Below are 26,461 nucleotides of genomic sequence, written 5' to 3'. Positions count from 1 at the left end.
ATATCTATAATGCTGGTACGTGACTGATGAGCCTATTTAATAATTCATCTTCTGATAGGCCAGCGGCTTGAGCTTCAAAAGACGTAATAATGCGATGACGCAAGACGGGAAGTGCTATTTGTCGAACATCATCTGGTGTCACAAAATCTCGACCTTGAATAAGTGCGTTTGCTCTAGCGCAACGATCCAGTGCCAGTGTGCCGCGTGGGCTAGCACCAAAATCAATTAGGCTAGAGCCGTTAGCTGTTTCGCCAAGGTAATGTTCAGGGTGACGTGTCGCCATGACCAATTGGACTATATAGTGCTCAACAGATTCAGACATATAAAGCGATAATGCTTTTTGTTGCAAAGCCAGAATGTCCGCTGGACTACACACAGTTTGAGTTTTACTCGCAAATGTTTTGTGAAGATCTTGTTGTCTGACCAGTCGTAATACTTCCAGTTCGCTTTCTGCACTTGGGTAGCCAAGATTTATTTTCATCATGAAGCGATCAAGTTGCGCTTCAGGAAGTGGGTAGGTGCCTTCTTGTTCAATAGGGTTTTGTGTTGCGATGACAAAAAATAAAGCAGGTAGCGTATAACTGTGGTTACCAACAGTCACTTGCCTTTCTCCCATGGCTTCTAAAAGCGCAGATTGAACCTTAGCTGGTGCACGGTTGATTTCATCGGCAAGCACTATATCGTTCATGATAGGGCCAGGAACAAAAGTAAACTGTCCTGTTTCTTGCTGATAAATATCCGAACCAGTGACGTCCCCCGGCAATAAATCTGGAGTGAACTGAATTCGTTGAAAGCGGCTGTCTATCGCACTTGCAAGCGCTTTTGCCGCTGTCGTTTTCGCTATGCCTGGGGGGCCTTCAAGTAAAACATGGCCGTTGGCAATAAGCGCTACCAGTAATTCATTTGTTAGATCGGGCTGGCCGATAACGGCATGATTTAGATGGTCTTTTAACTTCTCAATTACTGATTCCATCGAACCTAAGTTCCTTATACTTCTGTCAAAAAAGGTGTCAACACAATATAATAGGCACCATCTTATCGGATTCAAAACTTTACATACAAGTCGTTAGTTGTAATAGATGCGTAAGCATAGGAAAGGAAAGTGGCAAAAATCGTAGTGGAAGTGATATTGAGCGCTTCTCAATACGAAGCGACGTACTCTGGTATGGCGAAAAATGTAGTAGCAAGTAGCCTTGATGGGCGAAAGGTACAACTGCCTTTATCGGCTTTTCAGCGCTTTGTGACTTATCACGGCGTGAATGGTATTTTTGAAGTAGAATTCGATGACAGACATAAATTGGTTGGTGTGACAAAAATACGTTAATCCACTTCGCCTCATACTCAACACGGTTAGGAGCCCTGTCTATGTATAATCTTGCTCGCTCATTACTCTTTAAATTAGATCCTGAAGTTTCTCATGAGCTATCATTAGACCTTTTAGCGGCAAGTAGTCGATTAGGAATAACGAAGTTCTTTGATGGTTTGCCTTCTACAAAACCGATTGATGTGATGGGGTTGCGTTTTCCCAATGCAGTAGGCCTAGCGGCCGGCTTGGATAAGAATGCTGATGCTTTTGAAGCGCTAGGGGCGTTAGGTTTTGGCTTTGTTGAAGTGGGAACCGTGACGCCAAAAGGACAAGATGGTAACCCTAAGCCTCGTCTTTTTCGCTTGCCTGAAGACAATGCCATTATTAACCGTATGGGCTTTAATAATAAAGGTGTAGCGCATGTGGTTTCTCGTATAAAATCACATCGTTATCCGGGTATTTTGGGTGTTAACATTGGTAAGAATCTGACTACGTCGGTTGAAGATGCGGCGGCCGATTACCTTACTTGTTTGCAAGAAGTGATCCCTTATGCGGATTACATTACAGCCAACATTAGCTCACCTAATACACCGGGCTTGCGCAGTCTGCAATTCGGTGAAAGTCTGGCACAATTAATAGCACCATTGTGTGAAGCGCGTAATCGTTACGAATCAGAGCATGGTAAACGTGTACCACTGGCGGTGAAAATTGCTCCAGATATGACTGATGATGAAATTAAATTAGTGTCTGATACCCTGCTAGCTCAAGGGGTGGATGGTATTATTGCGACGAATACCACATTGGCTCGTGATGCGGTTGCTGGCCATCAATATGCCAATGAAGCAGGTGGTTTGAGTGGTGCTCCCGTTCGCGATGCGGCTACTCATGTGGTACGGGTATTGGCGGAACACCTTAAAGGCGAATTACCTATTATTGGTGTTGGCGGCATATCAAGTGGCGAGGATGCGATTGAAAAACTCCAAGCTGGCGCGCAATTGGTACAATTGTATACAGGCTTTATTTATAAAGGGCCTGAACTGATAAAAGACGCGATAGCGTGTACCGATAGTTTTTACCGTGAGTTAGATTTGGACCGTTAACAAAAACAGTCAATTATTTTTTAAAATAGTGAGGCAGGAGTTAATCCTGCTTCACTTATTTGTAATAGTCGCGAGACGCGATAAAGACCGAAATTAAAAGAAACAAAAACCTAATGTGTCAGGCTAAATGTTTTATGGGTTCCTTCAATAGAAGATAGTCCATGCCACATATTTTTTCGCCAACCAGCTAGCCTATATTGATGTACGTGATGTTGAATGGAATGGCCTTTTTATCAGGCAATCATTCCAGCATAGTAATCACAGCGGTAGGCGTGGTGGTGAACATCTTGTTTTATGTCGAGCGTTAAAACGAGTTTAGATACGAGAAATTGTCCAAAACACGTTGCTCTAATACATTCACAGAAATTTAAAAAAAGTAATTAAAAATGACGACAGATATACAGACAACAGATTCAGTAGAACAGGTTTATGCTTTAGAGATTACCTGTCCACTCGGATTGGAGAATGTTTTAGAGCAAGAGTTGCATGCTGAAGGGTTGCTGAAGACTCGTTTAGGCGAAGGCCAAGTGAAGCTCTCAACAAATTTAGAAGGCATATACAAAGCATGCCTTTGGTCTCGTGTTGCGACGCGTGTTATGTACCCTGTGGCAAACTTTAATATTGAATCTGCAGACGATCTTTATGATGCTGTTAAATCAATTGATTGGTCTAAACATCTGACGGCCACAAACACGATTGCTATTGACTGTCATGGTACTAACGATCATATCCGAAATACTCAGTTTGGCGCAGTACGTACGAAAGATGCGATAGCCGACTATTTTGTCGCACTTTCTGGCGAGCGTCCAAGTGTTGAGAAAGAGCAGCCGGATGTTCGTATTGCAGTACGTATCAAGCGTGAAGCCGTGACGGTTAGTATAGATCTAGCCGGTGAAAGTATGCATCGACGCGGTTACCGTCAACATGGTGGTATGGCGCCCTTGAAAGAAAATCTTGCCGCTGGTTTGCTAATGCGAGCCGGTTGGGGAAGAGATTGCGGTTTAACACAATTAATTGATCCAATGTGTGGTTCAGGTACTTTTCTTGTTGAAGCGGCGATGATGTCATTAGATATGGCGCCAGGTTTGGGGCGCCAATATTGGGGCTTTAAAGGCTGGAAACAACATGATCACCGTTTGTGGCAACAGTTGATGGATTTTGCGAAAAACCGCAAAAAAGATCCCGCTACGTTAGGTATTCGTTTTCAGGGTACTGATATAGAGCAAAAAGCCATAGCAGCATCACGAGAGTGTATTAAGCGTGCAGGCTTAACGAATTTGATTGATGTCACCATGACACCATTTCAAGAGCATGAGTTTGAAATTGATAGTGAAAAGCCTGGTCTTGTAATTTGTAACCCACCTTATGGTGAGCGTCTGGGTGATGAAATGACCTTGATTGCGCTTTATCGTGAGCTAGGAGAGTGGGTTGTTAATCACGTTCGTGGTTGGCAGTTTATGATGTTGACGAGTAATGAGCAGTTAGCAAGACAGATTCCAGTTCGTCCAGAGAAAAGTACACGAGTCATTAATGGTGGATTAGAGTGTCGTGCTTATCGCTTTCCAATATTAACAGGCAGCGTAAAAGAAGATGTCGTGGCGCAATCGGTTATGTCGCCAGGCGCGAAGATGTTTGCAAACCGTCTTCACAAGAACATGAAGAAATTCAAAAAGTGGGCTGATAAAAAAGGCATTGAATGTTATCGAGTTTACGATGCTGATATGCCTGAGTACGCAGTAGCTATTGATATATACCAAGACTGGGCGCATGTGCAAGAGTATCAGGCCCCAAAAAGTATTGATCCTGAAAAAGCTAAACAACGTTTATTTGATGCTGTATCTGCTATTCCAAGTGCCCTTAATATTGCTGAATCTAAAGTGGTAGTGAAACGTCGTCAGAAGCAAGTCGGCAAAACACAATATGAAAAACTTGATCAGTCGCAGCACGAAATGGTTGTGGGAGAGTACGGGTGTGATTTTATTGTTAATCTTAAAGATTACTTAGACACAGGCTTGTTCTTAGATCACCGTCCAGTTCGTAGATTGATTCAGGATCGAGCTAACGGAAAACGTTTTCTAAATCTATTTTGTTACACGGCAACGGCTTCAGTCCATGCGGGTCAAGGCGGAGCAAGAAGTACTTACAGTGTTGATATGTCAAACACGTATACTGAATGGGCGCGTCGTAACATTGAGCTGAATGAGTTCTCGCCTCGTGACCATAAAGTAGAGCGTGCTGATTGTTTTGAATGGTTACGGACTAATAAAGATAAGTTTGACTTTATTTTTATGGACCCACCAACGTTCTCTAATTCAAAGAAAATGTCTGAAGTATTGGATATTCAGAGAGATCATGGTGAACTAGTGCGTTTGGCTATGGCAAGATTATCGAAAAAGGGCGAGTTGATTTTTTCTAATAATTACCGTCGCTTTGTTCTTGATGATTCGTTAGTTGCTGAGTTCGATGTGGATAATGTGACTAAGCAAACGATGGATCCTGATTTCGAACGTAATACCAAAATCCATCAGTGCTGGATTATTCGACATAAGAAAGTAGCTGAGTAGAAACAGAATTAGGCTGTTTTATTTTGCTTGAATCACGTTAACTAATATGTGTGCTACGTATTAAATTGTATAGGTTTATAAGTTTTTAAAATGAGAAAAACATTTCGTCTTGTTATTAGTTGCCCAGATCGTACCGGTATAGTTGCCGCGGTGGCTCAATTTATTAATGATCGTAAAGGGTCTATTGCTGAGGCCAGCCATTATACTGATTTGGAATCTAAGTGGTTCTTTATGCGTCATGACATTGACGCTGACTCTTTATCCATGGATGTCGATACTTTTCGCCAAGAGTTTGCGTCTGTCGCAGAAGAATTTGATATGCGCTGGTATGTGAAAGACAGTGAGGTTAAGCCAAAGATTATGTTGTTGGCGACTAAGGAATCACATTGTCTAAACGATATTATGCATCGTTGGCATACGGGGGAGTTGAATTGCGATATCGTCGGTGTCATAGCGAATCATGAAGCACTTCGTTCTATGGTGGAGTGGTACAATATTCCGTATCACTGCATTACGGTACCGAAAGAGAATAAAATGCCGGCCTTTCAAGAAATTGAAGCCTGCATTGATAACGCTCAGGCAGATACGATTGTTTTGGCGCGCTATATGCAAATTTTCCCTGAATATTTGTGTGAAAAGTATCGTCATCAAGTGATTAATATACATCATAGTTTTTTGCCTTCTTTCATTGGTGCTAAGCCTTATCATCAAGCAGCGGTACGCGGTGTTAAGTTGATCGGGGCGACGTGTCATTATGTGACAGCAGATTTGGATGCAGGTCCTATTATTGAGCAGGATGTAATTCGTGTTCGTCATAGTCACACGGCGGCAGATATGGTTCGTCTAGGCAAAGATATTGAGAAGCTTGTTTTATCCAAAGGCTTGCGTTATCACTTAGAAGATCGAGTCTTGGTTCATGGAAATAAAACCATAGTATTCGCTGATTAGCTTACTTTGTGACGGAGCGACAGGCGTTTTATAAAAAGAAGGCGATAGGGCCTTCTTTTTTGTTTCTAAGCTCATTTTTCTAAGTGCAGTTGAGTCTATTTATTGAAAAGAAAAGCGATAAATAATTGTTTCTTGAAAAGAAAGGTAGTCAAACGGTAGATTTTAGTATGCTTACTTCTTGTTCTATTGATTATTGGCTATAGTTAAACAGAATCATCTTAAATAGAGACGGCTCTGCGAGGAACATTATGAAACTAAAATTAACACCAACTCAAAACTTATGTGTCGGTTTTTTAGAATCAGGGTTTGAGGTTGTTCGGTTAGATGAACAATTTTATTTTGTAAAGGGTGATAAGCGTCAAAAAGTATTGCCTAAAACATTAGATGCCTTGGTGAGTCGTGGTGCTTTAAAGTACACAGAGCAGGGTGACTACCTTCTTAGTGAAGAGTTTATGAACCATCGTAAAGAAATGCGATCGATTGTTAAGCACCGCGTCACTCATCACTAAAGTACATTATTATAAAGTACATCGTTAAGGTTAATGGCCCGCAGCAAACACTTGCTGCGGGCTAAGTTCGTTTATTGGACCGAGGTTGGTGTTTGCGTAAATAAATGGCTTACAGCCTGTGCTAAACGTGGGCTTATGCGATCACTTTTGAATAAATCCCATAATGGTTGTCTTGTCTCTGGCTGGTGGCTAAGTTCAATGGAAACATGCTTAAATGCCACGTATGCGTCGTCTCTATGTGCCAGCTTTTCCATGATGATTCTTAGCAGTTGAGGGCTCTTAGCTAGCCAATGAGGGCATTTTGCAGCAAGAGCAACAATAGGGTGAGTCTGCTCGTCTGAGCATTCGTTTAGATTGCCTAGTATTCCAAATAATGGCAGTAACAGATTGTCATCCAATTCAGTACGGGATAAGGCTCTAATATAGCTGGCTTGCATTAAGCTATCTTGTTCTTGAAGTAGCTTATCTATAATGGTTAAAGACAAATCAGCGGGTAATATTTCATGTTCTAAGGCGTGACAAAGAGCGCTAACAAAGGGCGTTGGTGCTTGCTTAATTGCGCGAGAAACCAATGCTAAGTAGCGTGTGTCGTGAATTTTAACTGCTAATTCCGCAATGCCTTGTAGACCAAGTTTTTGCCATTCTTCGTCATCGATTATCTCATTTGATAAGTACTGCACAACATCCTGGAAATATTGAGATTGAGCCCCGTTCAGATTGGTCGCTAATATTGCATGGAAGCTTGCCATACGCTCTTGATCTGGCTTGTAGACATATGGGTTATCTTCGAGGGCTTCAGATAAGCCAGTGGCTTCTCCCTTATTCATAATCTTATCGACAATAGACTTTATAAAATGATCCCGTGTTCCTAAATTTAAACAGCCGGTCTCATCTAGAGGCAGTTTAATAAACCAAATAACACCGGTATCACTGGCTTCTTTTTTGTCGGTATTTTTGTTTTTTAAAAAACAGGCCAGCCATGCGCATTGACGAAAAGGGAAAGGGTAAGCTTGTTGTTTTTTATCAAACTGAATGACTTGCTGTGGAGTGATTTTTCTAATATGCCGGCCAAGATCATAAAAGGTGGCATCACAGCCAACTAGCTCAAAAAGATCACAAAGCGATTCAATGTTTTTCATGGTAAATTACAGACTCATTTGATTAATAGCATCATAGTTAAGATGGTGATAATGAAAGAAATATTACATCATATTACCGTTTTTTATTGGAGAAATCAGGTTGAATAATGAGTTCGAAAATCATTATGTTTTAGCGGACATGTTGTTAGAGTTGGAAATTGCTTTAAGAGAGTGTGGTGTTTGGGAATGCGATCAACCCAGTTTAGAGGCATTGGCAAGTGTTGAGCCATTTTGTATTGATACCATGGATTTTTCACAATGGTTAAGGTTTGTCATGATTGAGCGCTTTAAAAGTATTTTAGAGGCGGGCGCCACTCTACCAACGCGTTGTCAAATTTCCCCGATGGCGGCTGAAGCCTTTAAGCTTTATTCCCACGGCCATGTATCCAGAATAGTAAAGGTGATTGATAATATTGACGATCATTTGAATCGACAAAATCAGGGCTAATGAGTATGAACTCTCCTTATATAAATGATCTTTTATGGCTTATGGAAGGTCACTTTATTGAGAGTGATATTGACCTTTCCTTATACTGGAAAGAGGGATGGGAAGAAGATTTTCAGACTCTTTCGGATGCTCCAGAGTCTCTAGAGCAGGTTGTTCGCTCCTGTAAGTCACATTTTCTAGGGTGCTATTTTGAAGTGTTATTTTCGTTTGCGATTCGGCATTTTTCTACCCTAACCGTACTTCTTGAACATGTGCAAATTTCAGAGCAAGGAAAAACGCTAGGTGAAATTGATATGCTGGTGGAAACCCCTGAAGGGGAGTTGCTGCAATTTGAAGTAGCCATTAAATTTTATTTGGAGCGGCCAGACCTTTACCCTGATCATTGGATTGGGCCTAATAAAAACGACAGTTTGAGGCAAAAAGTATCTCGCGCTAGGAGTCATCAATTAACCATTTTTGATACTGATTGTGCCAAAACGCAGTGTCAAAATGTTATAAAAGACCGTCCGATAAAAACCTGTTTGTTAATTTATGGGCGATTGTACTTGTCTTTAAATAATAGTAGCAATGTAGCTGAGCGGATTGAAAACACACAGTTTGGAGGATGGGTTTATGCCTCTAAAGCGGAGGCTTTATTTTTCGATTTTCCTTGTGTTATGCTGGCAGAAAAGCCACATTGGTTGTCATTACAAAACTTTACTCGTTCTTGCGCGCTATCTACGACAAAATTGATTGAAGATTTTAACATTGATTCTCGCCCAAAATATTTATGTTTGTGGCAAGGATCTAAAGAAGTTATATCAACACCTAAGTATAGTATTTTTGTTGTGCCTGATACTTGGTGATGAGCAAGTTTGTTGCGGATTTAAAATACGTCTTCCACTGTATGAAGTAGAATGAAAATCGAATGACAAAATGTCCTAACTTGTTAAGCCGTAAAGTTAGTAATCCTTCTTGGGTTATTGATATTAAGCACGCAAATATTTCTTGGTGTAACCAAGATGCGAAGTGGCTATTCAGCCGATTTTTTGGCATCGATGACCTTTCATTGCTTAAAGTGGACGAAAAACTGTTACTTCGTCTTCAGCAGTTTTCACAACATCAATCTATTGGCACAACACTCAATTTTAGTTGGTCTCATTCAACCACAGCGAAAGATTACTGTGAATGTATTGGTACATTGATTTCTCTAGGCGGTGATAGCAAAGGTGTTTCAGTCAAGGCGAAAATACGAGAGCCGAGCCAAGTGACTGTTAATAAATCTTTGGATCTAGCTTGGTCTTCTTTTGAAACAATTAAGCGCTTTAAAACATTACCAATGGCTATTTTTGATGGTCAGAGTTGTCGCGTTGAAGTAAATGAAAGTTTTAAGAAAATATTTGGTGAAGTGGAAAAAATAGAAGACCTTTTTGTTGTCTCTAGTGCCGTGCATAGCATTATGGCGTCTTTATCCGAGCAGGAATTATTAACCCAAGAAATACGCTTATCTACGTTAAGTGGAATACGCTGGTACCAAATAGAACTGTGTTATCAAATGTCGAGCGATAGGGTTTTTCTTTTGACTCATGATGTTCAAGAGAAAAGAGACCATGATGTCGCGCTCTATCGACTAAATAATTATGATTCTCTAACGAATTTGCCTAACCGAAATTTGCTCTATAGTCAGTTAGAAGGCGCTTTAGTGAATGCTCGTAAAAGAAATTTAAAATTCGGTGTTTTATATTTCGATTTAGACTGTTTTAAAGTGGTGAATGATACATTTAGTCATAGAGTTGGTGATGAATTGATCCAGCAAGTGGCTGAAAGAATTAAAAGCATAATACCTCAACAAGCGTGTTTATACCGTTTAGGAGGAGATGAGTTTGTTATTGTTCAAGAGCATGCTGAAATAGATGACTTGATTTCGATTGCTGACATGATAATGAAAAACTCAATTAAGCCTTATCCAGTTTCTCAGATGGAAATGATGATTACGGCCAGTATGGGCATAGCCAGCTATCCAGAACATGGTGAGGATATTGATCATCTACTAAAAAATGCGGATGCTGCTATGTATCGGGCAAAATCCATTGGTCATAACTCTTATTCTATTTATGAGAGTGATATGAACGATAATATTCGAGCGCATTTAACCTTGGGAGGAGGGCTTCGTAAGGCAATAGAAGAAGAGCAATTTGAGCTTTTTTACCAACCTAAGATACGTTTGTCAGATGAAGTAACGGTTGGTGCTGAAGCATTGATTCGTTGGATGCATCCGGAATTAGGCATGATTAGCCCAGATGAATTTATCCCTTTAGCAGAAGAGAGTGGCTTGATTCTTCCTTTGGGAGAATGGGTTCTTCGTCGTGCTTGTCTTCAGTTAAAAGAATGGCGAGAGCAAGGTTTTCCTCCTATTAACTTGTCCGTTAACTTATCTGGTCGACAGTTTATGCAATCTGATCTTGTGGAAATGGTAGGCCAAATTCTAGAAGAAACAGGTGTAGATCCAAAATATTTAGAACTAGAATTAACAGAAAGTATGCTGATGGCGGATGCACAGCAAACGATTGAGAAACTTCATGCTTTTCGAAAACTGGGCCTGACGTTGTCAATTGATGATTTTGGAACAGGTTATTCTTCACTAGCATACTTGAAAAAATTCCCTATACAGACGTTAAAAATAGACCGTTCTTTCGTCAATGATTTAGGGGTAAACAGTGACGATAACGCCATTGTTAAAGCCACTATCGCAATGGCAAATAGCTTAAATTTAAAGGTTATTGCGGAAGGGGTAGAAAATCGAGTGCAAATTGATGTGCTTAATGGATACAAGTGTGAAGAAGTGCAAGGCTATCTTTTTGCCCGGCCGATGAGTAATAGCGACTTTTCCTCTTATATGAATATTAATGTGATGGGGCAAGCATCAATGCTGGCTGTTCATTAAGCGCTAATATTATGTAGGCAATATGTAAAATACCGTCCTATATAGACGCTTTTGTTTTTCTAAGTGTTAGTTGACTTGTTAATAAGGCGATATCCCCATAAAATAATGCAAAATTATATTCATCGGAAATATTTTGCCAACGTTTGAACATCTCTCCTGCCCAATTGACAGATTACCGCTGAGCCTTCAAGAGCGAAGTTTGGTCTGTGCTCACGGACACTCCTTTGATATAGCCAAATCGGGTTATATCAATCTATTGCCAGTCCAAAATAAGCGTTCCAAAGACCCTGGCGACAGTAAGGACATGGTTTCTTACCGACAGTTCTTTTTAAATCTTGGTCATTACTTTCCTGTAGTCAAAAATATTATTGACCAGTGGCCTGATGATTTTACTGGAAGCGCCGCTTGTCGTATTTTAGATGCCGGATGTGGCGAAGGATATTATCTTCACCATTTAGCTGATGAGTTTAAAAAGCAGGAGTTAAAGACACATCGTTTAGGTTTAGATATTTCAAAATGGGCAGTCGCCGCGGCCAGTAAGCGAGACAAAGAGACCACTTGGATAGTGGGCAGTAACGCAAGCTTGCCCATGCCAGATGCTTGCTTGGATGTGGTGCTATGTTTGTTTGGTTTTCCGGTGTTTAGTGAATTTCATCGAACGCTTTCTGAGCGAGGCTATCTATTGCTGGTTGAGTCCGGTGAAGATCATCTAATCGAGTTGCGTCAAATCCTTTATCCAAGCATACACCCCTTTAAAGAAACGCACAGTAGCGGTGTTGACGGTTTTAAGCTGGTTAAAGAAAGCTCGCTTCATTATCCGTTTACTTTGAATTCGCAAGATGAAATACAGCACCTCTTATGTATGACACCGCATATACACAAAGCCTCTTATGAGGGGAAGGAAGCGGTGAAAAAATTAAGCACACTAAATTTAACTGCAAACATTAATTTTCGTTGGTATCAAAAAACGATAGAGGGAGATCATAATGCCGAATAGTTTGAATCATCTTTTTCAGAAAAATAGAGAATGGGCTGAAAAAGTTAACAAAGATGACCCTACTTTTTTTGAGACATTGTCTCAGCAGCAAAAGCCAGAATATTTGTGGATTGGCTGTGCAGACAGCCGTGTGCCCGCCAACCAAATTGTTGATTTACTTCCGGGTGAAGTTTTTGTACATCGAAATATAGCCAATGTCGTTGTTCATACTGATCTTAACTGCTTATCTGTTATTCAATTCGCCGTTGATGTACTGAAAGTTAAACACATTATGGTTGTTGGTCATTACGGTTGTGGTGGCATTCAGGCTGCGATGGACGCCGATGAGCTTGGTTTGGTTGATAATTGGTTGCGCCATATTAAAGATGTGTATCGTCTTCATAAGCAAGAAGTAGACAGTATTGAAGATAATCATCAGCGTTATGATCGGATGTGCGAATTGAATGTAATGGAGCAAGTCTCTCATGTTGCACAAAGTAGTATCGTTCAAAATGCTTGGAAGAGTGGGCAAGAGCTGCATGTACATGGTTGGTGTTACAGCATTAAAAATGGTTTTGTGACGGACCTTGAAACAACGCTTTCAAATGTAGAAGCGGCTAAAAATAAGCTTAATGAGTTATAGATAGTACTTACTAATACATAATATTTAGATATAAAAAAACGAGCATTCATCATGCTCGTTTTTTTATATTGTTACTTACAGATTAATCACTTACAGATTAAGTGCCAACATTTCTTCTTTTAAAGAAGAAAGCCAATGTATTCTATAGACTATGATTTTCTGCAATGGCTCTCGCACAACCAGCAATGGTGGATCTTATCCAAATATGGCCGGGATCATGTTGTAATAAAGGGCTCCAAAGCATCTTTAGTTCCACCGGTGGAATATCAAAAGGCGGTGGTAGCACAATCACGTTTTTATTACCCTCCATTAGTTTGGTCGCTAACGATGGTAGTGTTGCAATAAGACCGAGTTGCTCAGTTGCCCTCATTGCGACATTGTAGTTTCGAGTAAATAATCGGATGTTGCGTTTATAGCCTAAATCCGCGAGAGAGCTGTCTACCCAACCCAGTTTTTGAACTTCTTCAGGTTGAATGCCAACACCAACACCAAAGCCGGTCTTACTCACCCACACATGGGGAGACGCAAGATAGGTTTCTAAGGTGAAATTTTTCGCGATGTCTGAATTGGCAGGCACTAAGCAAGAGAAGCGGTCTACCCAGACGGATTTCTGATGAAACGACTGTGGCAGCGTTTCAAAGCGGTTGATCACTAAGTCGACTTTGCCTTTTTCTACATCGTGAAAACTCACGTCGCTTGGATTCATGACGTCAAGAATGACGTTTGGTGCTTCGCTTTGTAGTTTCTTCATTAAAGGCGGAATCAGTGTTGCTTCAGCGTAATCGCTGGCCATAATTCGAAACACGCGAGAGCTGGATTCTGCCTCAAAGCTTTGACCCAGATGAAGTACTTCATCGACAGATTGTAGAATGCGCTGTACGCGAGGCTGTAATTGTATAGACAGAGCAGTAGGCATCATGCCATCGCTAGTACGAACCAATAAAGGGTCGTGAAACAGATCTCTTAATCGTCGTAGGCCATTGCTCATAGCTGGTTGGGTAATACCGAGCTGATTAGCCGCGTGAGTGACATTTTGCTCTCGTAAAAGAGAGTCTAAATAACGAAGTAAGTTAAGATCTATTTTATCTAACTGCATAAGGGGCTCATGTCGATTAGCATTGGGCTGCATCATACTGCATTTTATCAATGAATAGAACGATGAGCCTCAATATTGCCGTTAGTTTGAGTTGGTTTTATTAAGCTGTTCTATTACTTCATAGCAGGCGCCCATGGTGTGGTAATCCGTTTTTCCGGCTGGGCTTTTGCAATCGTCGTAGGCGCGGTTGTCTTGATGTAAAATTCGGAACCAAGCGCCAAACTCATGATCAATCATGTGTTGCCAGCTGTATTGCCACAGTGACTCATAGCGCTGCCAGTAGCGTTCTTCTTTTGTTTCTAAAGCGAGCATGGCCGCCGCCGCAAAGGATTCCGCTTGTACCCAAAAGTACTTGTCACCATCGCAGACATTGCCTGCGGTATCATAGCCGTAGCATAGCCCGCCGTTGTTATCATCCCAAGACTGAGACCAGGCGAACTCAAAAAGAGATACGGCCTTTGGCACTAGCCAATCTTGTGGTTTGCGTTGTTGGATTAGCAGCAATAACTTAGACCATTCAGTTTGATGTCCTGGCTGGAAACCCCAAGGGCGGAACAGGTTTCTAGGGTCTTGTTTATTGTATTCCCAATCAATTTCCCATTCTGTAGTGTAATGTTCCCAAATTTGTCCCTTACTCAGAGCGGCTTGTCGCTGACAAATATTTTCTGCAATGCGTAATGCACGATCTAGGTATTGTTGTTCTTGAGTGGCATCAAACGCCGCGATCAGTGCTTCACAGCTGTGCATGTTAGCGTTTTGTCCACGGTATGGTGACACGGTTTGCCAATCGGCTGAAATCTCATCTTTATACAGCTCGAACTTGGCGTCCCAGAAGTGACTTTCCATTAACGCGAAGGTTTCGGCAATCCAAGGTTTGGCTTCCTCAATACCGGCCTTGTAGGCGGTGGAATAGGCTAATAAGACAAACGCTAAACCATAGCAGTGGTTGGTTTCATCTAGGTTTTCGTCTTTGCTGAGTAGCCAAACGTAACCGCCATTATCACGCTTATGACGCTCGCGTAAGTAAGCCAAACCATGTCGAGTGGCTTCTAAATACTCGCTTTTGCCTTCATTTAGGTAGGCCTTTGCGTAATTAAACGCAAAGCGAGTACTGCTGACGAGATGGCGAGTATCATGATCGTAAATGTCGCCATTATCTTTGAAAAAATGATAAAAACCACCGTTCTGATCAATGCAATTCGGATGGTAAAAATCCATGGTCGATTTGATGTGCTGATCTAAAAAAACAGTTGAGCGAAAGTCTGGAAGGTAGCTCATGGCGTTTTCCTTGCTAGGGCATTATAGGAATGCATTTGAATTTTTATTTTTAAAATCTCGTTATGTATAAGATTGAATGCAATGGCATACTAACGCCTTTTATTATTAAATCAATTAGATTTATTAATAATAAATCGTTAGTTTTACGCCCTTAATAACAGAGCAGTTGTGTATGAGATCATCCGGTAGTACTTCAGAACAGAGTCGTATTTATAATGAGCGCATCATTCTTCAATTGATTCGCCAAACTCCAGGCCTGTCTCGCGTTCATATTGCCAAACAAACCGGATTGAGTTCGCAAACTATTTCTGTCATCACATCTTCTTTATTAGAGCGCGAGCTGTTAAAGATTGACGGCAAGGTTAGAGGACGTCGAGGTCAACCATCGGTACAGTTAAGCATTAATAAACAAGGTGCATACGGGGTGGGAATCAACGTAGATAGAGACCATATTAGTGCCGCACTGCTTGATTTTAGCGGTCAGTGTGTATTATCTCTTGAAAGGACGGTTTCTTTTCCAACGGAAAAAATTGCGAAAGACATTGCTCAAGAACTTATTTCTGAGGTTAAAACAAGGCTGCAAAACGATTGGGCTAAAGTTCAAGGTATTGGTTTGGCTAAACCAGATTATATGGATGCTTGGTTAGACTCTTTAGTCACAAATACTGAGCAGCGAGAAGATCTTGTTGGCTTACAAGCAGAATTGATTTACTGGCAGTCACCGGCTTTTGAAACCTGGCTTAGTGAGCAAACATGTTTACCCTGTTACAAGGAAAATGATGCCGTAGCGGCGGCCACCAGCGAGCTTCTATTTTCAACTGGAGTGCCAAGAAAACATTTTTTCTACTTGTTCGTCAGTATTGCCTGTGGTGGCAGTATTGTCACTGATGGAGAGTGTTACTCTGGAGCGCATGGAAAAGCCGGTAGCTTTGGTTTGATTCCGACAGCGACGGGCAAACATGGGAAATGGATACTAGAAGCGCTCTCAATATCCTCGTTAAAACGTTTTTTTAATGCGTTGTCGATAGTCTGGCCGCAAGGTGATGATTGGAATAAAACAGAAAATCAAAGCGTTATTATGCAATGGACTCAAGAAGTGGCATTTGAAATACAACCAGCGCTAAGTGCGGTCATCGCCTTATATGACCCAGAAGCCATTGTTGTCGGTGGTCGCTTACCTGACGTTGTTCAGAGCAAGTTGATTGATGCTATTCAATCGGTTCTTGTTCAGCAGAGTGTCTTACCTGTACCAGAGATTTGTTCTGCCCATGCGGATTCAGTCGCGGTGATCCTTGGTGCTGCGGTACTGCCTCTTTATGAGACCTTTTCCCCACAAAAAGAGCTACTTTTGTTAAGTTCTTCACCTTCACTCAAGCGACCCTTGTCAACGAGTGTCTAGGTTATGATTAAATTTAAACCTGTTAAGAGAATATCATGAGATTAGAAATACAGTGTGAAGATCGTATTGGCATGGTGCGAGAAGTACTGGATATTTTTGTTCCTCATCACATAGACATTCGCTTAATCGAAGCCGACACAAAACATCATTGTATCTATTGTGGTTTTCCAGATATTACTTTTGCAACGCTACAGCAACTGCTTGGTGAATTGCGTCGTTTGGAAGGTGTAGAAGATGTAAAAAGAGTGATGTTTACACCTTCTGAGCGCGAGCATAATTCCTTATACACACTGCTAGAAGCCTTGCCTGATGGTGTGATTGCTGTTGATCTGAAGGGTGTCATTACGATGGCAACAGAGTTGGCAGCGCAAGATTTGGGTGTTGATATCGCAGATTTATTACACCGACCTTTGCAGCAGTTTATCAAGGGGGTGAGCTTTGCCAAAGTTACTTGGGATGACATTGTTAATGGAGTGAGTAAGCGTATCCGTATTCGTAACAAGGCGTTGTTACTTGAGATGAAACCTATCTTTGTACCGGATGAATATGGGAGTGAAAATCCGGCGGGAAGTGTTATTCATTTAAAGTCGCAGGCTCGTTTAGACCGACAGGCGGCTAATTTTAAACAAGTTCCGGACGCAGAAAATCATCTAGGAAAATATTTTGTACCAGATGTTATAAAAAGTGCGGCAATGCGAAGTATGTTAAATCGCGCTAAGGCATTTACGAATATGGTGGAGCCTTTACTTATTCAGGGAGAAATTGGTACGGGTAAAAGAGATTTAGTGCGGGCCTTGTTTCAACACTGGCAAAAAGAACAAGTTGATCGAGATAGTCAAATAACCATTCGACATGCTCGTGATATCACCATCAAGGACATTGCCAAATTAGATCAGTTTAATGGTTGGCTCGTGATTGAAGACGTCGAATATTTGCAAGCGGATGTGCAAGTATCGCTCGCTAACTGGTTGAACCGACATCCAGAATTTTCAACTAGCTTTGATTGTGCGTGTCGAGTCGTGTCGTTAACGACCCAAAAAGAGCCGCAGCTTATTGCGCATGACGGATTGAATCCCGCGCTATATTTCGCTTTATCAAGTTTGTTTTTATATGTTCCTTCATTAAAAGAGCGCCGTGAAGACTTAGCGGGTTTAATTCAGCAAACAGTGCTTTTTTATGCGGAGCGTTACGTTATTTCTATGCCGAAAATTTCCAAAGGAGCCCTGCTTAAAATGTCTCTTTATTCTTGGCCCGGAAATTTAAAAGAGCTACAAAATATCTGTTTACAAACGTTAAATCTGAATAAGTTAAATACGTGGGTACCAGAAAACATTAGATTACCTGGAGATAGTGGCACTATGTCTCTAGAGTTGGTGGATGGATCCCTAGATAAAACAGTTAAGCAGTTTGAAGCGAGTTTGCTAAAGGCGCTGTACCCTGAGAACCCGAGCACACGTCGTTTAGCAAAAGCCGTTGGAATAAGTCATAGCGCTATCGCGAATAAACTCAAAGAATATGGGATTAGTTAAGCTGGAAGCATAGAAAAGCCACTTATCAGGCGATAAATGGCTTAAAAATAATTAAGAACAAGTCTTAGTATGGACGACGAGTCGGTACTTTTTTTCGAGGTGTTTCGCGTTCAATTTTGATTGGCTGCAGTTTCACCTTTGGTTGAGAGGCAAGTTTCTGCACATTAACGACCAGAACCGCAATCGCAGTACAAGCAGCAATGAAAAGTAAAAATTCAAACATAGTGTCTCTCCAAACTTATTCTTCTTAAATCTATCATGGGCCATTATGCTGGCTGGGTAAAGTCCATTTTGTTGTATTTAAGTAAATGGGGGCGATTTCATTTATAGCAAGCTTTCTGCCTTAAAGGTCGTACCTTTTCCTTAAATAACGCGCTACGCCATCTTCATCATGATGACCAATAACGCTATTAGCGGCTTCTTTTACATGTTCAAGTGCGTTTTCTGTCGCAAAAGCTTCATCAGATGCTTCAAACATAGACAAATCATTGTCGCCATCACCAAACACGATCACTCGTTGGGCACCCATTTGCGTTTTTAGTTCCATCAAAGAAGAGCCTTTACAAGCATTACTGTGATGAATGTCTAGCCAGTAGGCGTCTGCTGTATAAATGCCACCACCAGAATAGGCAGTAAGATGGTTGTGTTTTTGGCAATCAGAGACAAGGCTCTCTACCATGTCAGGTCGCCCCATGGCGCTAATATTAGTAATAATGGCATCAGAAGAAAGTTGCTCAATGGGGTGTAAGCTGAGCTGATCATGCGCACCTAACTCATTGGCGATATGGTCACTTAAATCACCATTTAGAGGTGCGTGATACACCTTATGTGAGCCATCTGGATCTAAACAAAAAACAAACGGAGTAACTTGATGATCAGCAAATGCCAATAGGGTCTCGGTGATTAAATCTGGTGTGAGAAAGTTTTGATGGCGATAGGAGTTATCCTGAGGGTTCCACCATTCAACACCATTTTTAAAAATCTGCCAATGAGGGAAATCGTGATCAGCAATGCAGGGTTTGGCTGCAAAGTGCGTCCTGCCTGTCGCCACGGTATAAGCAATACCGGCCGCGTCTAAGCGTCTTAGGGTGTCGCAAGTGTATTCTGAAAGACGTTGCTGACGGTTCAATAAGGTGCCGTCTAAATCAAATGCTAATAAATCCATAATTACCTCACCTTTAAGACGACATAACACTAGCGTATTTTGTCTTACGAAGGAAGCGCTAAGGGGAGGTGGAAAAGCAGACTCGTCAAGGTCGACCAGTCTGCTTTTTATTAGGCTTTTTTAACCAGAGCAGGGGATTGAAAGGTAATGCCTTTCCAGCCAGAAATCATAAATTGGCGGATGTTTTGGTGATCATTTGCTGTTGGATTTTGCAGTACATCTACACGATAAAAATCACCAAATAACTGAAGCGTTTCTTCTTGGTTTAATTGGTTAAGCGCCGCAAAGGAAAAAATTTTACAAGAGCCATTGTTTTCATTTTTGGCATTCGCTTGTTGGCCATTAGAAAAGTCAGTAGGAGTAAAATCGTACTCAGTCTCAATGACACTAATGACGTCTTTAAATTGAACCTGTTGTGGTGAGTCTTTTAATTTCGCTAAAAGTGTTTCGCTGTTTAACATAGGAGCTCCATTTTAAGTAACAAGGCAGTATCAATGGTTTTATAAATTAAAGTATTAATGTTTGTTTACAGCGGGTTCGAATCGACGACTTACAAGCTGATACGTAATAAAAGCAGAAATCCCACAGAACGCCATAATTAGTAGCATAGGCGCAAAGGTGCCGGTATGAAAAACACTGACCGCAACACCACTTAACGCACCGGAAGAAAAACGAAAAGAGCCTGCAAGTGCCGCAACACTGCCATTATGATCACCTGCATTTCGCATCGCACCAGCCATAAACCCACTACCAAGTATGCCGATAGAGCCCATAAAAAATATGCAAGCGATAACAATGACTGCGAGCGGTGGCTTAGTGAAAAAACTAATAACAATCATGCTAATAGAAGCGCATAAGAGAATGGAAATAGCGTATTTAATGAGACTGTCAACGCCTACTTTTTCCACTATGCGGCTATTAATTGTGGTTGCTGTCATCATGCCGATAACGTTTAACGCGAATATAAAACCAAAATGAGAAGGTTTTACATCGTAGAGTTCAATATAAACATAAGAAGAACCGGTGATAAAACACATCATGCCCGCAAAATGAAAAGAGCCTGCCGCTATGTATCCCATTACCGTTGGATTTTTTAACAGCGTGTAATAATTACGCAAGGCACCAGACAGTGACAAAGGTTTACGGTGGTCTTTGTGCAGCGTTTCAGGAATGGTTCGAATAAACAGGACGGCGCCAATTGCTGAGATAATCGCGAGAAAGACAAAGATAAAGTGCCAATTTAAAAATACCAGAATAGCACCGCCTAAAATAGGCGCGACAAGGGGAGCCAAAGACATGGTCAACATTACTAGAGACATGGCTTTAGCAAATTGATTTGTCGACATTTTATCTTTGACGAGCGCAGGAATACTGACAGCAACAGCAGCCCCACCGACGGCTTGAATAGCGCGCCCAATAATTAACATTTCATAATTTAGGGCGCAGGCACAAATAATACTGCCCAAACAAAAGAAGCCAAGGCCACTAAGCACCACTTTACGGCGGCCAATAGCGTCAGAAAGCGGGCCAAAAATAAGCTGTAATACAGCAAAGACAATCAAATACATACTGAGAGTCATCTGCACCAAACTTATTTCAGTGTTTAGGTCTTTCGCTATGGATGGAATACTGGGTAAATAAGCGTCTATTGCCAGAGGTGTTAAGCCTGATAATAAGCCAAGAACAAGAATAACGGGAAGAGTTAGCTTCATATAGGTTCAACGAAAATATGAGATTAATTGGAGATGGAAAATTGATTAAAAATCCGCCATGTATGCAGGGATAATTATAATCATTTATGATCGGCTGTGGATTGTTAATTGTGCAAATAGTACGAAAGCAAACTGATTGTTTGCTTACTTTCGTCTTTTGTTAGCTGTCTTTCGATATTATTCACTCTATTGCTGTTAGATTAAAAATAAATTGATTCGCTTGTTGTATCAGCGTCTGAAATTCGCGTGTCTTTTAAACACGTATTTCGAGGCGTCTCTCTAATTACTAAGGAATGTTATGTTACGTTTTTTTGAAAGATGGATAGAAGCTTATCCTGATACTGAGCCTTTTCAGGCGCCAAGTACGCTGTATGCATTCTGTCGATATTATTCAAAAGGTGTTGAAGTTCCTTTAATCTTAATGTCAGTCCTTACTGCAGTCATTGCGATGTTGGAAGTGACCTTGTTCAGTTTCATGGGGCAGTTGGTTGATTGGCTGGTGGAGAAAAATCCTAAAACTTTTTTTGCCGAAGAAGGGACGCATTTACTGGGCATGGCCTTAATGGTGCTGTTAGTCATGCCAGTGGTGACATTTTTGCATTCTGCCATTATTCATCAAACCTTATTGGGTAATTACCCAATGCGCATACGTTGGTTGGCACACCGTTATGTGCTTAAGCAAAGTGTCACCTTCTTTCAAGATGATTTTGCTGGGCGAGTGGCGACCAAAGTCATGCAAACCTCGTTAGCCGTTCGCGAGAGTGTCATGAAATTACTCGATGTTTTAGTTTATATCGTGGTGTATTTCACCTCCATGCTGGTGTTGATCGCCAAGGCAGATTATCGGCTAATGCTGCCGATGCTGGTTTGGCTGGGTATTTATATTGCTTTGCAGTTCTATTTTGTTCCTAGATTAAAACGAGTGTCTACGAAACAAGCGGATGCGCGCTCTACTATGACGGGTCGTATTGTAGACAGCTACACTAATGCATCGACAGTAAAACTGTTTTCTCATACTCAACGCGAAGCCAGTTATGCAAAAGAGGGAATGGATGGATTTTTAGAGACGGTTCACCAGCAGATGCGTTTGGTAACTGGGCTCAATGTGGGCGTGCAAGTGTGTAACTATGTGCTGGCATTTAGTGTGGCTGGGGTGGCTATTTTACTTTGGACATATGGCCAAATAAGTATTGGTGCGATTGCTATTGCGGTCAGCTTATCTTTGCGAATAAACGGCATGGCGCAATGGATTATGTGGGAAGTGAGTTCGCTGTTTGAGAATATCGGTATGGTAACCGATGGCATGAAAACGTTATCCAAACCACTGCAAATTCAAGACAAAGAGGGGGCTAAGCCATTACTGGTTAAGCAAGGTGATATTCGCTTCGAGCAGGTGCATTTTCATTACGGTCGACAAGACAGCAAAGTTATCGAAAACCTGAATTTGTCCATAAAATCAGGTGAGAAAATCGGTGTGGTGGGCCGCTCTGGTGCAGGTAAATCAACGATTGTGAATTTGCTGATGCGGTTTCATGATATTGAATCAGGTCGTATTTTGATTGACGATCAAGACATCACCCAAGTGCAACAAGATACCTTACGAGCCAATATTGGTATGGTGACGCAAGACACGTCTTTATTGCACCGTACGGTACGCGAAAATTTACTTTATGGTCGTCCTGATGCCAGTGAAGAAGAAATGATCGCGGCGGCAAAACAAGCCGAAGCGCATGATTTCATTCAAACGCTAACAGATTCTTTTGGCAATGCAGGATACGATGCCATGGTCGGTGAACGTGGCGTTAAATTGTCAGGTGGTCAGCGTCAGCGTATTGCCATTGCGCGAGTGCTGCTAAAAGATGCTCCTTTACTTGTTTTGGATGAAGCCACCTCGGCGCTCGACTCTGAAGTGGAAGCGGCTATTCAAGAAAGTCTTTACCGATTAATGGAAGGTAAAACTGTGATTGCGATCGCCCATCGGCTGTCTACTATTGCGGCTATGGATCGTTTAATAGTGTTGGATAGCGGTGAAATCGCTGAACAAGGTACTCATGAAGAGTTAATCCAGCGTGGTGGTATTTATGCCAAACTCTGGTCCCATCAAACCGGTGGATTCTTAGCGGAAGACATTATTTTATAGCGAGTGAGTAATATGACGTATTTGATTTTATGTGTGGCGATTTTGTGTGAAGTGATTGCCACCACGGCACTGAAAGCATCGGACTCTTTTACTCGATTGGTGCCCAGTTCTATTACTGTGATTGGTTATGTTGTTTCATTGTATTTGCTGACAATTGTGATGCGAGCAATGCCCACAGGGATTGCTTATGCTATTTGGTCCGGATTGGGGGTTGTACTGATTTCGTTGTTTGGTTATTTATTTGCTAATGAGAAACTGGATTTAGCCGCTTGGTTAGGGATGAGTTTTATTGTTGCCGGAGTCGTGGTGATTAATTTGTTTTCTAAATCAGTGAGTCATTAGCGTTGTTGTAAGCAGAACCTAAAAAACAGTATAAACGCGGCTTTGGCCGCGTTTATACTTAAATTTGGGTGTTATCAGTGCAAAGTATGCCGAGAGTGGGACGCTTTACGACTGAGTATTACTGCTGGTAGGCTGAGTAAGTTTGACCTTACCTATTTTATTGGCAAGCCAAACAAATTGATAAGGCATAAGCGTGACTGTTGCTAAATGATCTTCATAAATTTGATCGGTGATCAAATCTCTCCAATCGTCGGTAGCAATCAAGTTAAGCTCTGACAAGTTAAAACTCTGCGGCTGATCCGTCATGTTGTACACTGCAAATAAGCTTTGGCGTCGATCTAAACTTTGGCGCCAGAAAGCAAATAGATTGTCACCCATGTGCAGTACATATTGCGTAGCATTAGGATGGAAAGACGTTTGAGCCCGACGAATTTGTGTTAAACGCGATAGCCCATTAAATACTTTCTGATGATGTGTTGGCGTGTTTAGCGCGTGTTCTAAATCGTCCATTTGCCAAATGTGACGATTAATGGAGCGGAACTGACCAGTATTATCTACACGCTCATTATCGTTTTCTGTGCCAAAGAAGCTGTGAATATAAAAGGCCGGAACACCTTCTAATGACATCATTACCCCAGCAGCACACATAAAGCGTGCAAACTGCCATTGATCCGGTCCTTGCTGTACCGAACCAGACAAAGCATTCCATAAGCTAATGTTTATTTCGTAAGGCTTGGCCTCGCCTTGTGGTGTGGTTCTAGAGCTTAAACGACCGCCAAAGCGCTTCATGGTATTGATCAGTGTTTCCAGCTCCCATTCAGATAAGAGGCCTTCCGTAGGGCGTAAACCGATACCGTCATGAGAGGCGATAAAGTTTAGATAAGTCGTCCCCTGCTGGGCTGGAGGCATAGACATGAGCCATTGCTTGAGATGCGCGCAATTCCCCGTAATTAAGCTGTTAATAAGCAACGGAGGTAAAGAAAAGTTGTAAATTAAATGCGCTTCGTTGGCGTTACCAAAGTAGGTCAGATTTTCTTGGTTCGGAATATTGGTTTCAGTAATGATCACGGAGTCCGGCGCGTAATGCTCGATCATTAAGCGCAATAAACGAATCATTTCATGAGTTTGTGGTAGGTTGATGCACGGCGTGCCGGGTATTTTCCATAAAAAAGCGACCGCATCCAGACGGAACCAACGAATGCCTTTTTCTAGATATAAACGGATAATACCGAGAAACTCTAAGAGTACGTCTGGGTTTTCAAAGTTCAGATCAACTTGGTCATGACTGAAGGTACACCAAACATGTTTTTCGCCATTTTTGGTTTGTACTTCGCGCAATAAAGGGGATGTTCTTGGTCTAATGACCGCGCTTAAATCGGCATTAGGGTCGGCTTCATAAAAAAACGTTGCGCCTGGATTAACGCCTGCTTTGTAGTTTTCAAACCACATGCTTCGGCTAGAGCAATGGTTGATGACTAAGTCTCCCATTACTTTAAAATCTTTGGCAATTTCTGAAATATGCCCCCAACGGCCAGAGGCAGGGTTTACCGTGGTGTAATCCATCACACTAAAACCATCATCAGAGCTGTAAGGGAAAAATGGCAATAAATGAACCGCAGAAATACAGTCGGTTAATTTGTTTTTGATAAACTTTTGCAGGGTTGCTAATGGTGCTTCACCTTCAGTGCGCAAGGTATCTGCGTAGGTGATAAGCATAATGTCGGATTGATCCCATAAATTTAGATGGGGTCGTGGGGACTCTGTTTTTGGGTCAAGGTTAAACCTCGCAAGGCAGGTGCGGGCAAGTTCACTTGCATCATAATTAGGGTACAAGGTTTGCAAATGAGCCATAAGTCGTTGTTCTAATTGAGAGGGCGCAGCATTTTCCATGACAACCTACCTGTAATAAATTTGAAAAAGGAAATCCAAGTCCTGTTATTTAACAGAACTTGGTACTGTTGTGAAAAGAGTGTTTATTTTGCTCCGAATTCATTCATATCTTGTTCAACAGCAAGAGCGAGTTGGTTCATTACGCCAGGGAAAGCACTAACGACACGGTTCCAGCTTGGAATAAATGGAGCCTCCATTGGGTTAGCGAGATACATTTCACCGGCTTTCATAATATTACCGGCGAACAGCTCAACTGCTTGTTCTTCCAAGTGTACATCTAACTTAAGGCCATTAATTTCTGCGTCGTTGCGGTAAGTTTCAATAAAGTCTAATGCCACTCGATAGTAAGTTGCCTTGATAGTACGGAAGGTCTCTTGATTAAAGATAATACCGTTTGTTGCCAGCTTTCTGAAAATTGCTTTGGTGATGTCGATGGACATTTTAGACAATCCTCCATCATCATTTTCTGCTGACAGATCTTGGTGTTTATGGTCGTAAACATCGGCAATATCAACTTGGCATAAACGGTTATTAGAGTAGTTACGTTGCATTTCGCTCAGTACGCCAATTTCTAAGCCCCAATCGCTCGGAATACGAATATCCGTCATCACATCGCGACGGAAAGAAAACTCACCGGCTAATGGATAACGATAGCTATCTAGATAATCCAAATACTCCAAGTTACCGAAGACTTTTTTCAATGAGTAGAGCAGAGGAGTAACTAATAAGCGACTGACGCGACCGTTCATCTTGCCGTTAGCAGTACGAGAATAAAAACCTTTACAGAATTCGTAGTTAAACCTTGGATTGGCAACGGGGTAAATTAAGCGAGCTAATAGCTCTCTATCATAGGTGACGATATCGCAATCATGCATAGCGATAGATTCGGCTTTCCCCGCGGCTAAGTTGTAGCCCATACAAAACCAGACATTACGACCTTTACCAGGAGCAGAAGGCGAAAGATGCTCGCCTTTTAATACGCTATCAATTGCGCGCAATCGAGGGCCGTCGTTCCACAATACTTTGTGTTTTTGCGGCAGTACGCTGAAAAACTCCAGAGCGTGGCGATATTGTTCTTCAGTAGCACGGTCTAGGCCAATGATTATTTCTTCTAAATACGTGACTTTTTTCAGATGCTCAATAATATTCGGCATCGCATCGGTTTCTAATTCGGAATATAAGCAAGGAAGAATAAGAGACATAGGCCGAGTTTTAGAAAACTCGCATAATTCTCTTTCCATTTCTTCAAGAGGGCGGTGCGCTAAATTGTGTAATGTGGTGATGATTCCGTTTTGATGAAAATCGCCCATAATATTTCTCCTAATGCCGTTATGCTATGACTCGGCATAACGAA

General features: G+C 41.6%; 24 protein-coding genes. 14 read left to right on the top strand and 10 right to left on the bottom strand.

What is annotated here, in order from left to right; translation table 11 throughout:
* Positions 1–4: 4 nt before the first annotated feature.
* The gene (locus V6259_RS10650) at positions 5–973 is read right to left on the bottom strand and encodes an AAA family ATPase (RefSeq protein ID WP_133010548.1); all 969 of its coding nucleotides are present in this window, start codon (positions 971–973) and stop codon (positions 5–7) included.
* Positions 974–1,102: 129 nt separating this feature from the next.
* Here V6259_RS10650 and V6259_RS10645 point away from each other — a divergent pair, with 129 nt between their 5' ends.
* From V6259_RS10645 to V6259_RS10625, 5 genes are all read left to right on the top strand, one after another.
* Complete coding sequence (locus V6259_RS10645; RefSeq protein ID WP_133010549.1) at positions 1,103–1,324, top strand: DUF2835 family protein; 222 nt, start codon at positions 1,103–1,105, stop codon at positions 1,322–1,324.
* Positions 1,325–1,365: 41 nt separating this feature from the next.
* A complete protein-coding gene (locus tag V6259_RS10640) occupies positions 1,366–2,406 on the top strand; it encodes a quinone-dependent dihydroorotate dehydrogenase (protein ID WP_133010550.1) in 1,041 nt (346 codons plus the stop codon).
* 386 nt (positions 2,407–2,792) lie between these two features.
* Positions 2,793–4,970, top strand: a complete 2,178-nt coding sequence (gene rlmKL / locus V6259_RS10635) for a bifunctional 23S rRNA (guanine(2069)-N(7))-methyltransferase RlmK/23S rRNA (guanine(2445)-N(2))-methyltransferase RlmL (protein WP_341584507.1) — start codon at positions 2,793–2,795, stop codon at positions 4,968–4,970.
* Positions 4,971–5,060: 90 nt separating this feature from the next.
* Positions 5,061–5,918, top strand: coding sequence for a formyltetrahydrofolate deformylase (gene purU / locus V6259_RS10630; RefSeq protein WP_133010552.1), 858 nt, complete (start codon positions 5,061–5,063; stop codon positions 5,916–5,918).
* Positions 5,919–6,166: 248 nt separating this feature from the next.
* Positions 6,167–6,427, top strand: a complete 261-nt coding sequence (locus V6259_RS10625; protein WP_341584506.1) for a formyltetrahydrofolate deformylase — start codon at positions 6,167–6,169, stop codon at positions 6,425–6,427.
* A gap of 71 nt (positions 6,428–6,498) precedes the next feature.
* Here V6259_RS10625 and V6259_RS10620 read toward each other — a convergent pair whose 3' ends face one another.
* A complete protein-coding gene (locus V6259_RS10620; protein WP_341584505.1) occupies positions 6,499–7,566 on the bottom strand; it encodes a DUF3549 family protein in 1,068 nt (355 codons plus the stop codon).
* A 100-nt stretch (positions 7,567–7,666) separates the two neighbouring features.
* Between V6259_RS10620 and V6259_RS10615 the strand changes: the two genes are divergently transcribed.
* The 5 genes from V6259_RS10615 to can all read left to right on the top strand — a co-directional run bounded on the left by V6259_RS10615 (position 7,667) and on the right by can (position 12,556).
* Complete coding sequence (locus V6259_RS10615) at positions 7,667–8,014, top strand: YqcC family protein (RefSeq protein ID WP_341584504.1); 348 nt, start codon at positions 7,667–7,669, stop codon at positions 8,012–8,014.
* A 5-nt stretch (positions 8,015–8,019) separates the two neighbouring features.
* Positions 8,020–8,859, top strand: coding sequence for a DUF1853 family protein (locus V6259_RS10610; RefSeq protein WP_341584503.1), 840 nt, complete (start codon positions 8,020–8,022; stop codon positions 8,857–8,859).
* Positions 8,860–8,921: 62 nt separating this feature from the next.
* Complete coding sequence (locus V6259_RS10605) at positions 8,922–10,937, top strand: putative bifunctional diguanylate cyclase/phosphodiesterase (RefSeq protein ID WP_341584502.1); 2,016 nt, start codon at positions 8,922–8,924, stop codon at positions 10,935–10,937.
* 133 nt (positions 10,938–11,070) lie between these two features.
* Positions 11,071–11,934, top strand: a complete 864-nt coding sequence (locus V6259_RS10600; protein ID WP_341584501.1) for a putative RNA methyltransferase — start codon at positions 11,071–11,073, stop codon at positions 11,932–11,934.
* On the top strand, positions 11,924–12,556 hold the full coding sequence (can, locus tag V6259_RS10595; protein WP_133010559.1) for a carbonate dehydratase: 633 nt from the start codon (positions 11,924–11,926) through the stop codon (positions 12,554–12,556). Before V6259_RS10600 ends, can begins: the two co-directional genes overlap by 11 nt.
* 142 nt (positions 12,557–12,698) lie before the next feature.
* On the opposite strand, the gene V6259_RS10590 is transcribed toward can, so the two are convergent.
* The gene (locus V6259_RS10590; RefSeq protein WP_133010560.1) at positions 12,699–13,652 is read right to left on the bottom strand and encodes a LysR family transcriptional regulator; all 954 of its coding nucleotides are present in this window, start codon (positions 13,650–13,652) and stop codon (positions 12,699–12,701) included.
* Between the two features lie 81 nt (positions 13,653–13,733).
* Complete coding sequence (locus V6259_RS10585) at positions 13,734–14,930, bottom strand: AGE family epimerase/isomerase (RefSeq protein ID WP_341584500.1); 1,197 nt, start codon at positions 14,928–14,930, stop codon at positions 13,734–13,736.
* A 172-nt stretch (positions 14,931–15,102) separates the two neighbouring features.
* Here V6259_RS10585 and V6259_RS10580 point away from each other — a divergent pair, with 172 nt between their 5' ends.
* Positions 15,103–16,329, top strand: coding sequence for an ROK family transcriptional regulator (locus tag V6259_RS10580; protein ID WP_341584499.1), 1,227 nt, complete (start codon positions 15,103–15,105; stop codon positions 16,327–16,329).
* Between the two features lie 35 nt (positions 16,330–16,364).
* Positions 16,365–17,858: a TyrR/PhhR family helix-turn-helix DNA-binding protein gene (locus tag V6259_RS10575; protein ID WP_341584498.1), complete on the top strand. Its 1,494-nt coding sequence runs from the start codon at positions 16,365–16,367 to the stop codon at positions 17,856–17,858.
* A gap of 64 nt (positions 17,859–17,922) precedes the next feature.
* On the opposite strand, the gene V6259_RS10570 is transcribed toward V6259_RS10575, so the two are convergent.
* The 4 genes from V6259_RS10570 to V6259_RS10555 form a co-directional block, all read right to left on the bottom strand.
* Entirely contained in the window at positions 17,923–18,081 is a 159-nt protein-coding gene (locus V6259_RS10570) for a hypothetical protein (RefSeq protein WP_341584497.1), read from the bottom strand.
* Positions 18,082–18,201: 120 nt separating this feature from the next.
* Positions 18,202–19,023, bottom strand: coding sequence for an HAD family hydrolase (locus V6259_RS10565; RefSeq protein WP_341584496.1), 822 nt, complete (start codon positions 19,021–19,023; stop codon positions 18,202–18,204).
* Between the two features lie 110 nt (positions 19,024–19,133).
* Positions 19,134–19,484, bottom strand: coding sequence for a HopJ type III effector protein (locus V6259_RS10560; protein WP_341584495.1), 351 nt, complete (start codon positions 19,482–19,484; stop codon positions 19,134–19,136).
* Positions 19,485–19,538: 54 nt separating this feature from the next.
* Positions 19,539–20,735 (bottom strand): Bcr/CflA family multidrug efflux MFS transporter, encoded by a 1,197-nt coding sequence (locus V6259_RS10555; RefSeq protein WP_133010566.1) that lies wholly within the window; start codon positions 20,733–20,735, stop codon positions 19,539–19,541.
* 298 nt (positions 20,736–21,033) lie between these two features.
* Here V6259_RS10555 and V6259_RS10550 point away from each other — a divergent pair, with 298 nt between their 5' ends.
* Together V6259_RS10550 and V6259_RS10545 are read left to right on the top strand one after the other, a co-directional pair.
* Entirely contained in the window at positions 21,034–22,875 is a 1,842-nt protein-coding gene (locus tag V6259_RS10550; protein ID WP_341584494.1) for an ABC transporter ATP-binding protein, read from the top strand.
* Between the two features lie 12 nt (positions 22,876–22,887).
* Positions 22,888–23,217 carry a DMT family transporter gene (locus V6259_RS10545; protein WP_133010568.1) on the top strand — a complete coding sequence of 110 codons (330 nt, stop codon included), beginning with the start codon at positions 22,888–22,890 and terminating at the stop codon, positions 23,215–23,217.
* 105 nt (positions 23,218–23,322) lie between these two features.
* On the opposite strand, the gene V6259_RS10540 is transcribed toward V6259_RS10545, so the two are convergent.
* Positions 23,323–25,107 (bottom strand): alpha-amylase family glycosyl hydrolase, encoded by a 1,785-nt coding sequence (locus V6259_RS10540; RefSeq protein WP_341584493.1) that lies wholly within the window; start codon positions 25,105–25,107, stop codon positions 23,323–23,325.
* 83 nt (positions 25,108–25,190) lie between these two features.
* Positions 25,191–26,417 carry a glycosyl transferase gene (locus V6259_RS10535; protein ID WP_133010570.1) on the bottom strand — a complete coding sequence of 409 codons (1,227 nt, stop codon included), beginning with the start codon at positions 26,415–26,417 and terminating at the stop codon, positions 25,191–25,193.
* Between the last annotated feature and the right edge of the window lie 44 nt (positions 26,418–26,461).

This window comes from Marinomonas sp. TI.3.20 (assembly GCF_038155025.1).
In the GTDB taxonomy this organism is placed as follows: domain Bacteria; phylum Pseudomonadota; class Gammaproteobacteria; order Pseudomonadales; family Marinomonadaceae; genus Marinomonas; species Marinomonas flavescens.
The sequence above is the reverse complement of the archived record's forward strand: the minus strand, read 5'-3'. Positions and strand labels throughout refer to the sequence as shown.